Source organism: Sphingomonas sp. ATCC 31555, from assembly GCF_000282895.1.
Taxonomy (GTDB): Bacteria; Pseudomonadota; Alphaproteobacteria; order Sphingomonadales; family Sphingomonadaceae; genus Sphingomonas.
In genome coordinates, this window is sequence record NZ_ALBQ01000032.1 from 40,567 (window position 1) to 54,119 (window position 13,553).

Below are 13,553 nucleotides of genomic sequence, written 5' to 3' on the forward strand. Positions count from 1 at the left end.
GTCAGCGCGCGGCGAGCGACAGGGCGCTGCCCAGCCGGCCTGCGGCCGGTGCGCGGCTTCGCGACGGAACCGCCTCGCGCGACCCGCGCATCAGCCGCACCGCGCCACCGCGCCATTCCAGCACCCCATCGCGCCGCATCGCCTGTAGGGTGCGGTTCACATGCACGCTGGTGAGCCCCAGTGCATCCGCCAGCGTTTCCTGCGTCAGCGGCATGGCGAAGCTATCCGGACCGGCCAGACCGGCGAGCGACAGTCGCTCGTGCATTTCGTACAGCCAGTCGAGGATGCGCTCATAGGCGCTCATGCGACCCAATCGCGCGATCTGTCGCAGCAGATAGGTCTCGGAAAGCGCGGCGCTGATCGCATAGGCTTCCTTCAGCCCTGCGGATGGAGGTGCCGGCGCAGGGCAAAGCAGCGTTTCGCTGAGCGCCGTAATGGTGGTGGCAGCGATCGGCTCGGCATGCGCCGGCTCCGGGATCAAGTCGCCTGGGAGGAGAAAACTGAGAACCTGTCGACGACCGTCGCTGAATAGCCGGGTCCGCCCCAGCCAGCCATCGAGCACCAGAAACTGCCCGCCGATACGCTGGCCCTCAACCACCAGATCGCGCATTGCCGAAATCGTCTGCGGCGCCTCGGCGGCCGTGCGCAGAAGGTTCCGATCTTGATCGGCAAGTTGCGCCAGCGACCCTAGTCGTCGGGAGACGGACGTGTGCGTTGCGGGAAGCGTGCGAGTCAACATAGCTGTCTGGCAACGCGTCGCCGCCCGGAAGGTTCAACGGCAAATTATTGAGTGCAAACGTTATTCCGAGAAAGCACTCGCTGGCAGGCCGAGCGTGCATCGTACGCCGCCCGGCAGCAACGCGAATGTGCACACCGATCCCAGCTGTCTCGGCAAGATATCCTGTATAAACGTCTGGCCAAAACCCTTTCGCCGCGCGTCCAGCGGCGCGAGTATGGGAACAGCCTCCTCGCGCCATGTAAGCGTCAGCCCGTCGCCCTGCAGTGTCCAGCCGATGTGCAACCGCGCGGTGCCGCGAAGAGATCCGAGCATTCCGAACTTGATCGAATTGGTCGTCAATTCGTGCAGCGCCAGGCTGATAAATCTGCCTGTATCGGGGCGCAGGCGGACCGGCGAACCCTCCACGGCGATGTTGGTGGCGTAGCCGAATTCAAAGGCCCGCAGTTCCTCGCGAACCAGTACCTCCAGTTCCAGACCCGAGGTCCAGCGGATCAGCGAATCGCACACTGAAAGCGCGCTCATCCGTCCGCGCAGATGCGCGTCGCGACCATAGGGTTCGTCGTCATTGGCTGCGTCATCGGCTGCCGCCTGCACCAGGTCTTGCAGATAGGTTGCAACGCAAGCCGCCTCATCGGCCGGCAGTGCACCGTGAACAAGCGAAGCGAAATGCTGATCCGTTATTCGCCTGTTCACGCAACACCCGCTCTTCCACTGCATCCAATGCCGTGTAGGGGCGCCGCGTCCCGAAGGCGGGGATCGGGCAGGCGAGACGCGGCTGTGTTGGCATAGCCGTTCTCGCTGCCGTCGGAACGATGGCCAAAGGGTCAGGTGGCCGCCCGTCTCCGCTATTCTGCGGCGACCTGCAGCGCTGCGCCCGCAGTCAGGCGCGTGCCCAGTTCGCGGGCGAACCAGGCGCAGGTGCGCTCCAGTCCCTCTGCCAGCGCCACCTGCGGCGTCCAGCCCAGCACTTCCTGCGCGCGGGCGATATCCGGCTTGCGTCGGCGGGGATCGTCGGTGGGAAGCGGATGATGTTCGATCGACGCATCGGTGCCGGTAAGCGCCGCAATGCGATCGGCAAGTTCGCCGACGGTAATTTCGTAAGGATTTCCGAGGTTTATCGGATCCATTCCACTAATATCGCTATTCATTAGCAGGATAAGGCCGCGCACCAGATCGTCGACATAGCAGAAGCTGCGGGTCTGGCTGCCGTCGCCATATAGGGTCAGCGGCTTGCCCGAAAGCGCCTGCACGATGAGGTTGGATACCACGCGGCCGTCATCGAACAGCATGTGCGGGCCATAGGTGTTGAAAATGCGCGCGACGCGAACCTCGGCTCGGCCGGTGCGGCAGAAATCATACGTCAGCGCCTCCGCGGCGCGCTTGCCCTCGTCATAGCAGGCGCGCGGGCCGGTGCAGCTGACCCACCCGCGATAGCTCTCGCGCTGCGGGTGCATCTCGGGATCGCCATAGACTTCCGAGGTGGAGGTAAGCAGGAAGCGCGCGCCCGCTTCGGACGCGAGCCGCAGCAGGCGATCGGTGCCGACGACATTCGTTAGCATCGTGTGTTCGGGATCCACCTGATATTGCGGCGGCGAGGCGGCGCAGGCGAGATTGTAGACCTGCTTGAAGCGATGCGCTCGCGCCAGGATCGACGCCGGCAACGCCTCGACAATGTCGCCGCGGACGAACTCAAAGCCAGGGCGTCCTTCAAGGGCGTGCAGGTTCGACAGATTCGAGGTCTGCAGATTGTCTAGGCACACCACCTGTTCGCCGCGATCAAGCAGCTCTGCGCACAGATGCGACCCGATAAAGCCCGCGCCCCCGGCGACCAGGATCAGCGACGATTCTTCTTTGTTTTTCATGCGGGCATTCCTCTCCTGGCGCGTGCCGCGGGGCCGCGCTCTCGCTTCTGTCAGATAGGCTTCGAGCTCGGCGGCGCGGTGCGCGGCGTCATGCCCTTCGAACAGCCGCCGGCGTGCCGCCGTACCGATGGCTTCCGCATCGTCATGGAGCGCCGCGATGGCATCTTCCGTGCTGTCGGCCAGCAGGATTTCTTCTCCTGGAGCGAACAGGCTCTCGATGCCGGCCCAGCGATCCGAAAGGATCGGCGTGCCGCATGCCGCCGCTTCGAAAAGGCGCACCGAAGGCGACCAGCCCGCTGCGATCATGTCGGCGCGCGTGACGTTCAGCGTCATTCGAGAGGCGGAATAGAAGCCGGGATGCTCGGCGGGGGGAAGATGTTCGATCCGCTCGACATTGGCCGGCCAGTCGATGTCCGTCGGATATTGCGGGCCGGCAACGGCGAAGCGCTTTTCCGGGCAGCGACGGGCCGGCTCCAGCAGCAGCTTCTCCAGCGTCGGCTGGCGATCGGGACTATAGGTGCCGAGATAGGTGAGATCCCAGCGCTTGGGCACCTCCAATGGGCGATACGCATCGGTATCGACCGAGCAATAAAGCGCGCGGGCGGCCGGGCTACCCAGCTCGCGCTCGATCCTATCGAGGGTGGGGCCGCCGGTGAAGCTCAGATAGACGTCATAGCCGGGGATCAGCGCGGGCTTCAGATAGTCGAATTCCCCACGCGCCAGCTTGGCGAGCGTAACCGGCGTATCGATATCGTAGAAGGCGGTGACGCCTTGCGCCGTGCCCTGCACGAACTCGCCGACCGCCACGCCATCGGGCACATAGGAGCCGACGATCACTGCATCCGCCCCGGCGATCGCCTCGCGCCAGCGGTCCAGGTCCGCCAGCGTCTGATAATATTCGAGCCGGCAAAAATCGGGATCGACCAGATCGCGGTGCGCGCCGGCATACCAGGGCACCTCGCGTTCGAGGAACAGCACATCATGTCCCCGAGCGGCGAAGGCCCGCAGCAGCGCGCGGAAGGTGGTGGCGTGGCCGTTACCCCAGGAGGAGCCGAGGCTGAGGCCGAGGACAATCAGCTTCATGCGGCTTTCCTTTCGCGCGGGCGCTGGGATTTCAGAATCGCATCCACCTGCGCGCCGCGCAGATCGTAGCTATGCTCGGCCAGCACGCGTGTGCGGGCAGCCTCTCCGATCGAGCGGGCGCGCGCCGGCGTGAGCGCGGCGAGATGATCGGCCACGTCCTGTCCATCGCGGGCGACCAACACTTCGCTGTCCGGCTTCAGGAATAGCTCAATACCTTCCCACGCGTCGGTAATCAGGCACGCGGCGGCGCCGGCAGCTTCGAACACGCGGGTTGCGGGCGAGAAGCCGATCGCCGCCATCGAATCGCGCGCGACGTTGAGGACCGCCTGCGGCGTGCAGTTGAAGGCATTGTGGTCCGCCGTGCCGACATGGCCGATGGCGCGGACATTCTGCGGCATCCCCTTGTCGTGCCAGCCATTGCCGCCGAGCAGGAAGCGGCGATCGGGCGCCAGCGATGCAGCCCGCAGGAAGAATTCCTCGATCCGCGCCTCGCGATCGGGCAGCCGATTGGCGAGCAGCGCGAGATCGGCGTCGAAGCGCGAATCGGCGGGGGCGGGGTGGTGCGTCTCCGGATCAAGCGCATTGTACACCGGGATGCACTGGTTCGCGCCCATCGCGGTATAGGCGTTGATCACCGGCGGCCCGCCGCCATAGGTGAGGACGAGATCGATTTCCGGCAGCGCGGCGCGCACCGGATGGCTCGGGTCGGCCCGCATTTCGTCAAGCGTCGCGGCGGCATCGACATCCCAGAAGATGCGCAGCGCGTCGGCGCGGGGAGCGGTGCGGAGCGCTTCGATCAACTCGCGGTCGAACACGCCGACGCCGCTGGCCTTCACCACCACATCGGCCTTATGCGCTTCGGCCAGCACGCTGTGCAGACCCTCATCGGTTGCCGGATAGACGACCACCTTCGCCCAGGCGGGGGGGTCGATATCGCGGTGCTGCTGGCGCTCGAAGGCATCCGGTTCGTAGAAGGTGATGTCGTAGCCACGGGCGGCCAGCGCCTTGAGAATGCCGCGATAATAGGTCGCGGCGCCGTTCCAGTAGGAGGATAGCAGGCTGGATCCGTAGAATGCGATCTTCATGCGGCGTCCTTGGCAAGTTGGGGGCGGGCGAGACCGGCGACGATGGCGAGCAGTTCGTCGACGCGGTGCGCGCAGCTGTGGCGGGTGCGGATCGTCTCAAGGCCATGGGCGACCAGCGAGGCGCGGAGATCGGCATCGTCGCGGAGCGCCGTGAGGTGGCGGGTCATCTCGGCGCCGTCGCGGGCGACGAGATAGTCGGTGCCGGGGCGGAACAGATGCTCGGCATCCTCCCAAGGCGCCGAGACCAGCGGGATGCCGCAGGCCAGCGCCTCGAACACGCGGATGGTCGGGATGCCGGGGAGGATCGTCGCATAATAGCGGCGCGGCACATGCACGGTGGCGAGGTGCCGGGCCAAGATCTCGGGCGCGCGCGCATTGGGCGCCCAGCCATGGTAGCGCGCCCCGTGGCGGGCGAGCATGGCCTTGGCCTCGTCCGGATAGCGCACGCCGTAGATGTCGAGCGGCAGGTCGGCTTGCGCGGCAGGGCGGAAGAGGAACTGCTCCAGCTCCTCGGTCCGCTCGCCGTCGCCCCAGTTTCCGATCCAGACCAGGCCTTCGCGGCGGCCCTCTTCGGCCGGCGGCTGGAAGCGGCGAAGATCGGCGGCCTCGTGCCACACCCAGACGCGATTGCCCCAGCCCCAGCCGCGATAGACCTCGGCTAGGGTGTCGCCAAAGGCGAGCACGCCGTCATAGTCGTTCAGGTCATAAGCCTGCATCGCCGCCGGTTCGCTGACGGCGCGGTGATGGGTATCGTGGAAGAGCAGCGCGAAGCGGCCGCCCATGGCCCGGGCATGACCGATGCGGGCAACCAATTTGGGATCATTCCATTCGTGAACGATCACCAGATCGGCGTCTTCGATCATCTGCGACGGGCTGCACATCGAGGTGTAGGTGCAGGATTCCAGCTCGGGATAGGCGGTACGATAAGGCGCAAGCCCGTCCTCGCCGTGATCGGCCAGCAGGTTGGCGAGGCTCCAGGCGCCCTCCGGCTCCCACACCTTCACCTCATGGCCGCGCGCGATCAGCTCGCTGAGTATGCCGCGCAGGAAATGCGCGTTGCCATGGTTCCAGCATGAGGCGAGCGAATGGGTGAAATAGACGATCTTCATGCCGCGACCTTTCCGGCGGGCGCTCGCTCGCTGAGGAGCTGGCGGTAGAGGATGAGCATGGCGTCGGCCATGCGGGCAGGCGTGTAGCGCAGCGCGCGCTCGGCGGCGGCGTCGCCCAGCTGGCCGCGCAGGGGCAGATCGCCGATCAATTGCTCGATCGCGGCACGATAGGCATCGGCCTCGCACGGGGGGACGAACAGCGCCGCGCCGTCCCACAGCTCGCGGAACACGGGGATGTCGGCCAGCACCAGCGCACAGCCGGCCGCAGCGGCTTCCAGTACGGCGAGCCCGAACGGTTCGAAGCATGCGGCGGACACGAAGATCGGCCGCGCCGCCAGTCGCCGCGCCAGGGCGTCGCTGTCCAGCTGGCCGAGCAGGTGCATGTTCGTCAGCCGCACGGTTTCGCCGTGCGGGCCGCGGGCGGCACCGGCGGCGTGGAAGGGGACAGTGAGCGCGCCGGCTACCTCGTCGAGCAGCTCGGCACCCTTCACCGAATCCCACAGCCGGCCGACCGTGAGCACGCAATCCTGCGCCGGCTGCTGCTTCGGCGTCACCAGCGGCGAGCGGCCATTGTGCACCACGGTGGGCGTTTGCCGCAGACCGTAATGCCGGCCGACGAACCGCGCATAGCCCGCGGAGGGCGCGACGACCCGGTCGGCAGCGTGCAGCCCTTCCTTGGTCAGCGCGCGGTGCCAACGAAAACCCCGGTCGAGCGGCGTACCCGGCCGTGCATGATGCCACCAGGTGGAGACACAGCCATGGGTGACCGCCAGCACCGGCACGCCGGGGGGCGCGGCGGCAGCCAAAGTGGGCATGTTGAGCTGAACCACGTCAACGGCATAGCTGCGAGAGAGGCGACTGATCTCAGCGCCGGCGGCAAGCACCGGGGCGGGGCCGTCACTCAGCCAGTCGAGCGGGAGATCGGTCTCGACGAAGATCGTGCCCGCGATCGCACTGGCCTCCGCTCGCTGCATGTCACTGGGCGGTGGGCCCATCTGCACCAGCACGATTTCGACACCCTGGGCGCTCAATGCAATCGCGAGGTCGATACTATACTGCCACACGCCGCCGATCGTGTCGGTGGTCAGCAGCACGCGCATCCCGGTCACAAGGCCATCGCCTCGGCGGTTTCACGGCGAGGCGCGCGGGGCAAGGTGAGGCCGCGTTCCTCGCCCAGCCAGCGGGCCAGTGCGGTCACGCCATCCTGCCAGTGGGTGGGTGTGCCGAGTTCCAGCGTCTCCCGCGCCTTGCGGGTATCGGCTACGAAGAAGCGCTGATCGCCCGCCCGCCAATCGTCGAAATGCAGGTCGAGCGGGCGCCCGGTGATCGCCGATACATGATCAAGCAGCGTGCGCAGGCTTACTGCATTGGCGGGACCGCCGCCGAGGTTGAACGCCTGGCCCGCGATCCGATCGATCCGCCGCCACGCCGCAAGATACGCATCCACGGCGTCGGACACGTCGAGGATGTCGCGCACCTGGTGGCCGTCACCATAGAGAGTGATCGGCGAGCCTTCGAGTGCGCGAATCAGGAAATGGGCGACCCAGCCCTGATCCTCGGTTCCCATCTGGCGCTGGCCGTAGATGCAGCTCATCCGCAGCACCGCGGCGCGCAGGCCGTAGCTGCGGGCATAATCGAGCACATATTGATCGGCAGCGCCCTTCGAGCATCCATAAGGCGTGTGGAAATCGAGCGGACGGCCTTCGCCGATGCCGTGTGCCCGCACTGCCGGGTCGGTCGGCTGGTAGCCATTCTCGCCGAGATCGAAATCGAGATCGGCCAGATCGCCATAGACCTTGTTGGTCGAGGCGAAGATCACAGCGGGCGGGATTGCCGCCGTTCGAGCGGCTTCGAGCAGCGCGAAGGTGGAGGCGATGTTCACTTCGAAATCGCTGGTGGGATCAGTCAGGCTGGTCGTCACCGCCACCTGCGCCGCGAAGTGGAAGACCGCGCGGGCGGAGCGCACTGCTTCCACCAGCGTGGCTGTCTCGCGAATGTCGGCGATCAGCGGCCGGATGCGGTCGCCGTGGCGCGCTTGCAGCCAGGCAAGGTTGCGCTCCACACCCGGGCGGCGCAGCGCGTCGTAGATCACCACCGTCTCACCCTGCCGCGCGAGCCGATCGGCGAGGTTCGATCCGATGAAGCCGGCGCCGCCGGTAATCAGGATCGGGCGTTCGTCGCCGCCGTTCATGCGACCAGACCCCGCTTTTCGAGCTCTGCCCGCGCCTGGGCCACGCGGTCTTCGGCGGTCTGCTGCTGCACCCAGTCGGCGAGCTCGGCGAGCCCGACTTCGAAATCCTGCCGCGCTTCGAACCCAAGCTTGTCGCGCGCGAGACTGGTGTCGCAGAAACAGTGGCGGATGTCGCCAACGCGGGCCTTTCCGACGATTTCCGGCGCTGCATCGTTGCGACCCATGGCGCGGGCAAGCGCTTCCGCGACTTGGGTTACCGAGCGATCGTCGCCAGATCCGATATTGAAAGTCTGCCCGGCAGCCTGCGGCAACGTCAGCGCCTCGGCGAAGGCGCGGGCGACGTCGCTGACATGCACGAAGTCGCGACGCTGCTCGCCATCCTCGAAGATCATCGGGCGCTGGCCGTTGAGCAGCCGCGAGGCGAAGATCGCCAGCACGCCGGTATACGGGTTCGAGAGCGCCTGGCCGGGACCATAGACGTTGAACAGCCGCAGGCACGTCGTCTCGATGCCATAGGGCGCGCCCATGATGTGGGTGGTGCGTTCCTGCACATATTTGTTGAGCGCGTAGATCGAGGCGAGGCTCGGGCGCTTCCATTCGGGGGTGGCGACCGGTTCGAGCGGGCGGTCCTGGGAATCGAGCGGGTTCCACTGCTGCTGACCGTCGCGGACGATGCCGCGCTCTGCATTCTCGACGAGCGCGCCGTCTGCATCGCGATACAGGCCTTCGCCATAGATGCTCATCGAGGAAGCGGTAACGACGCGGCGTACGGGCTTGTCGATCAGGCGCTCGAACAACACGGCCGTGCCGACATCGTTGGCGGAGGTGTAGCGTTCGACTTCGTACATCGACTGGCCGACGCCAACTTCAGCCGCGAGGTGAATCACGCTGTCCACGCCGTCCAGGGCACGCGCCACTGCATCGCCATCGCGCACATCGGCGCGGATAAGTTCGACTTCCTGATCAAGTGCTTCGGGCCGCTCGCGGTCACCGTGCACCTGTTCCAGCATCGAATCGAGTACACGCACCGTGTGGCCCCGGCGGAGGAGTTCAGCCGAAACCTGACAACCGATGAACCCCGCACCGCCCGTAACGAGCACCTTTTCTGCCATGTCGACGCTTTCCTGCCTTGAAAACTAACCTGAGTAAGTCGTGACAGAGATGTGACTTGCTAGTGGGTCCATCTGTCATCGAAACAAACAGCTTCTTCTTCATCTTGTTCCTCCTGATTGTTACGTAACGACAAAAATACATATCACTGAATATGTGAAGATAATTTAAGTTAAGTGGAACTATTCGGTTTCGGCAGTCGTTACGGAAGCATCTAAGTTGATGCTGATAGGCTGCAAACCTGCTGATGACTGCAAAAGTACATTTGATCCGACACGGCGCGCACGACGATGTCGGCCATGTGCTGAGCGGTCGAAGCGCGCGATCACCGCTTTCCGCTGTGGGGCAGGCGCAGGCGCAGTGGCTTGCCGCCCATTTTGCCCGTGAGGCATCGATTGACGCGATCCACTGCAGCCCGCGTGAACGGACCCGCGCGACGGCGGATATCATCGCTGCGCGCGTCGGTGCCGATGTGCAGGTGGTGGAAGCGCTGGACGAAATCGATTTCGGTGAATGGACCGGTCGCAGCTTCGATACGCTGGAGCAGGATCCAGCCTGGCACGAATGGAACTGCAATCGCGCCGGCGCTCGGCCGCCCCACGGGGAAGGGATGGCGGATGCTACCGCGCGCGCCGTGGGGCATATCGATGCGCTGGTGCGGGGTGGCTGGGGTGGCACGCTCCTCTGTGTCAGCCACTGCGACATCATTCGGGGCGTCGTCGCCCATTATCTCGGGCTGGGCCTTGATCGCCTGCTCGCCTTCGACGTGGATCCCGGATCGGTCAGCACGCTGCTGATCGGCGGCTGGGGTTCGCGCCTGCTCAAGCTCAATGGGGGACAGGAATGAGAAACCTAGCAGCCGCGCGGCCCGCGCCGGCGGAAGACCTGCGCGCGCGCATCGATGCGCTGGGGCCGTGGTTCCAGAACATCCGCATCGATGGAGTGGAGACGGCGCCGGACCATTTCCTCGGCGATTATCCCGCCTTCAAGTTCGCGCGCTTCGCCGGTGCGCTGCCGGAGGATCTGGAAGGGCGCTCGGTCCTCGATATCGGCTGCAATGCGGGCTTCTATTCGTTCGAGATGAAGCGGCGCGGGGCGGGCGAGGTGCTCGGCATCGACAGCGACGAGCGCTATCTGGCGCAGGCGCGCTTCGCGGCCGAGGCGCTCGGCTACGACGATGTCCGCTTCGATAACCGCTCGGTCTATGACGTGGCCGCGCTCGGACGGCGGTTCGACATCGTGATCTTCATGGGCGTGCTCTATCACCTGCGCCATCCCTTGCTGGCGCTGGACCTGATCCGCGAACATGTCGCGGGCGAGTATATGCTGTTCCAGACGATGCAGCAGGGGTCGGACGCGATCGCCGAGGTGCCGGAGGATCATCCCTTCCACATGCCCGGCACCTTCGATCCGCCGCATTATTTCAACGATCCCGGCTATCCCAAGCTGCACTTCATCGAGCGGCAGTTCGCAAACGACTGGACCAACTGGTGGGCACCCAACGCGGCGGCCAGCCAGGCCATGCTGCGCGCGGCAGGCTTCACGATCGAGGCGAACCCGGAGTCCGAAGTCTATTGGTGCCGCGTCGCCGACGTGCCCTATGCGGAATACGGCCCCGCCGCGGTCTATCCGGCCAAGGGAGGCGCCGCATGATCGAAGCGGCGATGCTCTGGAACGAGCCCAACAACAAGTCGCACTGGGATCCCGCGATCGATCCCGATTGGTCGATGTTCGCGGAGCATGTGATCGCGGCCGGGAACGCGATCCGCGCGGTGAACCCCACGCTGCCCCGCGTGCTCGGCGGCATGTCGCCGATCGACCCGCACTGGTTGCGGCGAATGGAAGCGCATGGCGCGCTCGATGCCGTCGACGTGGTGGCCGTGCATGGCTTTCCGCTCGACTGGAACCTGTGGCCGCTCTCCGCCTGGCCGGACAAGATCGCCGAGATCCAGGCCGTCACAGACAAGCCGGTCTGGGTCACCGAGGTGGGCGTCAGCTCGTTCGGCGCCGAGGAAGTACAGGAATTCGGCCTGCGCCGCACTGTAGAGCTGCTGCGTGGGCGTGCCGAGCGCGTCTTCTGGTACTCGCTGTTCGACCTGCCGACCAGCTGGGGCGCCGAGACCCGCCACCGCGAGGCGGAAGGCTCCTCCTATTACCGCCATTTCTACCTCGGCCTGATCCGCGAGGACGGCACGCCGAAGCCTGCGCTCGACGTCTATGCGGAGCATGCCGCCGACGTGGGGCTGATGCAGTGGTTCCATTTCCACGATCCGCGGCTGGACGAGGCGGTGGCGTGGATGAAGCGGCTCGGCACGCGGCGCATCCGCACCGGGCTCAGCTGGGCGGACAGCTTCCGCGAAAATGCGCTCGACTGGTTCGATCGGCAGATGGAAGCGCTGGCGGATTTCGACGTCACCGTCACCTTCTGTTTCACGCCCGAGCATCTCGGCATCGCGCCGCACCACACCAGCCCGGCGCGCGATCCGCAGGCCTTTGCCGATTTCTGCGGCTGGATGATCGATCGCTATGCCGGCACCGCCACCGTGGCGGCGCCCGCCGCGCCCGTGATGCTGGCCACCAGCCAGCCCGAGCTCAACCCTTTGCTGTTCAACCGCGACGAGCGTCTCGCCGCCGAGAGGAGGTCCGCCTGATGCTGTCCCCAGACCGCCATGCCATTAATGTCGCGCTCGTGGGTGTCGGCAATTGTTCCAGCTCGCTCGTCCAGGGAATCGAGCATTACCGCGCGGGTGCCAACGACATGGTCGGGCTGATGCACCCGGAGCTGGGCGGCTATGCCCCCAGCGACATCCGGGTCGTCGCCGCCTGGGATGTGGACAGCCGAAAGGTGGGGCAGGATGTCGCCGAGGCGATCTTCGCCAAGCCCAACTGCACCGCGGTGTTCTGCGAGGAAGTGCGGCACACCGGTGCAAAGGTCCGGATGGGCAAGGTGCTGGACGGCGTCGCCGATCACATGGCTAACTATGCGCCGGAGCGTACCTTCCTGCTCGGGGATGGCGCGGAGCCGAGCAAGGCCGAGGTGGTCCAGGCACTGCGCGATACCAACACGCATGTGCTGATGAACTATCTGCCGGTTGGCTCGCAGGCGGCAACCGAATTCTACGCCGAATGCGCGCTCGAAGCCGGGGTGGCGTTCGTCAACAACATCCCGGTGTTCATCGCCAGCAATCCCGAATGGGCGGCGCGGTTCGAAGCGGCGGGCGTGCCGATCATCGGCGACGACATCAAGGCCCAGCTGGGGGCGACGATTGTCCACCGCGTGCTAACCGACCTGTTCCGCAAGCGCGGCGTCAAGCTGGAGCGGACCTACCAGCTCAACACCGGCGGCAACACCGACTTCCTCAACATGCTCAACCGCACCCGGCTGGCATCGAAGAAGGAATCGAAGACCGAGGCGGTGCAGTCGGTCGCCGAGAGCCGGCTGGAGGACGAGAACATCCATGTCGGCCCCAGCGACTATGTCGCGTGGCAGAACGACAACAAGATCTGCTTCCTGCGCATGGAAGGGCAGATGTTCGGTGGGGTGCCGATGAACCTCGAGCTCCGCCTCTCGGTGGAGGACAGCCCCAACAGCGCGGGCGTGGCGATCGACATGATCCGCTGCGCCAAGCTGGCGCGCGACCGGGGGCTGGCGGGGGCGATCCTTCCGGCCTCGGCATGGTTCTGCAAGCACCCGCCCCAGCAGATGACCGACGATGCTGCATATGAGGCGGTGGAAGCATTCATCGCGGGGAAGTGAGGGTGGCGGGCACCCAAATTCCTCCCCGGAACGGGGAGGAATGGAAGGACTCAGTCGATCCCCTTTTCCTTGCGGCTTTCGTCCAGCGCGTCGAGCACCTGGACGGGTTCCACATCGGCGTGGATTTCCGCGAACTCGGGATCGTCGGCGCGGATGTCGAGCCGGTCGGCAATGCGCTCGACCAGTCCGGCGAGCTTGGTCAGCTCATGCTCGGTGAGCAGGCCGACATGCAGATCGAGGTCGGCGCGGCGGTCCGCGACGGTGGCCATGCGGTTCTGGCTGATCAGCACGAAGGTGGAGAGGAAGATCGCTTCCACCGAGGCGACCATCGCCAGCGCAACGAAGGTGGGATCGAAGCGCGGTACGATCGGCAGCACACCGAGATTGACGGAAATCCAGACTCCGAAGAGGACCAGATGCAGCACCACGAACGTCATCGATCCCGTGAAGCGGGTGATCCGATCCGCCACCTTGTCACTGAGCGGTGCGCGCTCGGCATCCTCGCGCTGCCGCGCCGTGAGGTCTTCGATGTTCTGGCGGAGCGTGGCGCCCATGCCCTGGCGTGGTTCGATCATCGACCCCCAACATCGGGTGAAATCAATTGGTTGCACGGAGAG

At 65.7% G+C, this 13,553-nt stretch carries 13 protein-coding genes; 4 read left to right on the forward strand and 9 right to left on the reverse strand.

Translation table 11 applies throughout. The annotated features are described in order from the left end of the window. Position 1: 1 nt before the first annotated feature. The 8 genes from B215_RS20150 to B215_RS21675 all read right to left on the reverse strand — a co-directional run bounded on the left by B215_RS20150 (position 2) and on the right by B215_RS21675 (position 9,181). Positions 2 to 739, reverse strand: coding sequence for a Crp/Fnr family transcriptional regulator (locus B215_RS20150; protein ID WP_152997779.1), 738 nt, complete (start codon positions 737 to 739; stop codon positions 2 to 4). A gap of 60 nt (positions 740 to 799) precedes the next feature. After that, positions 800 to 1,432, reverse strand: coding sequence for a hypothetical protein (locus tag B215_RS0113870; protein ID WP_019370248.1), 633 nt, complete (start codon positions 1,430 to 1,432; stop codon positions 800 to 802). Positions 1,433 to 1,584: 152 nt separating this feature from the next. Then, positions 1,585 to 3,684 carry a bifunctional glycosyltransferase/UDP-glucuronate decarboxylase gene (locus B215_RS22075; protein ID WP_019370249.1) on the reverse strand — a complete coding sequence of 700 codons (2,100 nt, stop codon included), beginning with the start codon at positions 3,682 to 3,684 and terminating at the stop codon, positions 1,585 to 1,587. Beyond that, positions 3,681 to 4,769, reverse strand: coding sequence for a CgeB family protein (locus B215_RS0113880; RefSeq protein WP_019370250.1), 1,089 nt, complete (start codon positions 4,767 to 4,769; stop codon positions 3,681 to 3,683). The genes B215_RS22075 and B215_RS0113880 overlap by 4 nt, the downstream gene beginning before the upstream one ends. Then, positions 4,766 to 5,878 (reverse strand): CgeB family protein, encoded by a 1,113-nt coding sequence (locus B215_RS0113885; RefSeq protein ID WP_019370251.1) that lies wholly within the window; start codon positions 5,876 to 5,878, stop codon positions 4,766 to 4,768. The genes B215_RS0113880 and B215_RS0113885 overlap by 4 nt, the downstream gene beginning before the upstream one ends. Further along, a complete protein-coding gene (locus B215_RS20160; protein WP_019370252.1) occupies positions 5,875 to 6,978 on the reverse strand; it encodes a glycosyltransferase family 4 protein in 1,104 nt (367 codons plus the stop codon). The genes B215_RS0113885 and B215_RS20160 overlap by 4 nt, the downstream gene beginning before the upstream one ends. A 5-nt stretch (positions 6,979 to 6,983) precedes the next feature. Further along, positions 6,984 to 8,069, reverse strand: a complete 1,086-nt coding sequence (locus B215_RS21670; protein WP_019370253.1) for an NAD-dependent epimerase/dehydratase family protein — start codon at positions 8,067 to 8,069, stop codon at positions 6,984 to 6,986. Further along, positions 8,066 to 9,181 carry an NAD-dependent epimerase/dehydratase family protein gene (locus B215_RS21675; RefSeq protein ID WP_019370254.1) on the reverse strand — a complete coding sequence of 372 codons (1,116 nt, stop codon included), beginning with the start codon at positions 9,179 to 9,181 and terminating at the stop codon, positions 8,066 to 8,068. The genes B215_RS21670 and B215_RS21675 overlap by 4 nt, the downstream gene beginning before the upstream one ends. A gap of 245 nt (positions 9,182 to 9,426) precedes the next feature. On the opposite strand from B215_RS21675, the gene B215_RS0113905 reads away from it, so the two are divergent. From B215_RS0113905 to B215_RS0113920, 4 genes are read left to right on the forward strand one after another with little or no spacing between them, the layout of a single operon-like run. After that, complete coding sequence (locus B215_RS0113905; protein ID WP_019370255.1) at positions 9,427 to 10,026, forward strand: histidine phosphatase family protein; 600 nt, start codon at positions 9,427 to 9,429, stop codon at positions 10,024 to 10,026. Continuing rightward, entirely contained in the window at positions 10,023 to 10,832 is an 810-nt protein-coding gene (locus B215_RS0113910; RefSeq protein WP_019370256.1) for a TIGR04290 family methyltransferase, read from the forward strand. Before B215_RS0113905 ends, B215_RS0113910 begins: the two co-directional genes overlap by 4 nt. Next, positions 10,829 to 11,830: a glycosyl hydrolase gene (locus B215_RS0113915; protein ID WP_019370257.1), complete on the forward strand. Its 1,002-nt coding sequence runs from the start codon at positions 10,829 to 10,831 to the stop codon at positions 11,828 to 11,830. Before B215_RS0113910 ends, B215_RS0113915 begins: the two co-directional genes overlap by 4 nt. Further along, positions 11,830 to 12,936 carry an inositol-3-phosphate synthase gene (locus B215_RS0113920; RefSeq protein ID WP_037513791.1) on the forward strand — a complete coding sequence of 369 codons (1,107 nt, stop codon included), beginning with the start codon at positions 11,830 to 11,832 and terminating at the stop codon, positions 12,934 to 12,936. The genes B215_RS0113915 and B215_RS0113920 overlap by 1 nt, the downstream gene beginning before the upstream one ends. Before the next feature lie 50 nt (positions 12,937 to 12,986). Here B215_RS0113920 and B215_RS0113925 read toward each other — a convergent pair whose 3' ends face one another. Further along, positions 12,987 to 13,511 (reverse strand): DUF1003 domain-containing protein, encoded by a 525-nt coding sequence (locus B215_RS0113925; protein WP_019370259.1) that lies wholly within the window; start codon positions 13,509 to 13,511, stop codon positions 12,987 to 12,989. Positions 13,512 to 13,553: the final 42 nt, after the last annotated feature.

Coding starts and splice junctions, on each gene's coding strand:
- B215_RS22075 (WP_019370249.1), bottom strand. CDS start 3,684: ATGAAGCTGATTGTCCTCGGCCTCAGCCTCGGCTCCTCCTGGGGTAAC.
- B215_RS0113885 (WP_019370251.1), bottom strand. CDS start 5,878: ATGAAGATCGTCTATTTCACCCATTCGCTCGCCTCATGCTGGAACCAT.
- B215_RS0113880 (WP_019370250.1), bottom strand. CDS start 4,769: ATGAAGATCGCATTCTACGGATCCAGCCTGCTATCCTCCTACTGGAAC.
- B215_RS21670 (WP_019370253.1), bottom strand. CDS start 8,069: ATGAACGGCGGCGACGAACGCCCGATCCTGATTACCGGCGGCGCCGGC.
- B215_RS0113920 (WP_037513791.1), top strand. CDS start 11,830: ATGCTGTCCCCAGACCGCCATGCCATTAATGTCGCGCTCGTGGGTGTC.
- B215_RS20160 (WP_019370252.1), bottom strand. CDS start 6,978: ATGCGCGTGCTGCTGACCACCGACACGATCGGCGGCGTGTGGCAGTAT.
- B215_RS21675 (WP_019370254.1), bottom strand. CDS start 9,181: ATGGCAGAAAAGGTGCTCGTTACGGGCGGTGCGGGGTTCATCGGTTGT.
- B215_RS0113915 (WP_019370257.1), top strand. CDS start 10,829: ATGATCGAAGCGGCGATGCTCTGGAACGAGCCCAACAACAAGTCGCAC.
- B215_RS0113905 (WP_019370255.1), top strand. CDS start 9,427: ATGACTGCAAAAGTACATTTGATCCGACACGGCGCGCACGACGATGTC.
- B215_RS0113925 (WP_019370259.1), bottom strand. CDS start 13,511: ATGATCGAACCACGCCAGGGCATGGGCGCCACGCTCCGCCAGAACATC.
- B215_RS20150 (WP_152997779.1), bottom strand. CDS start 739: ATGTTGACTCGCACGCTTCCCGCAACGCACACGTCCGTCTCCCGACGA.
- B215_RS0113910 (WP_019370256.1), top strand. CDS start 10,023: ATGAGAAACCTAGCAGCCGCGCGGCCCGCGCCGGCGGAAGACCTGCGC.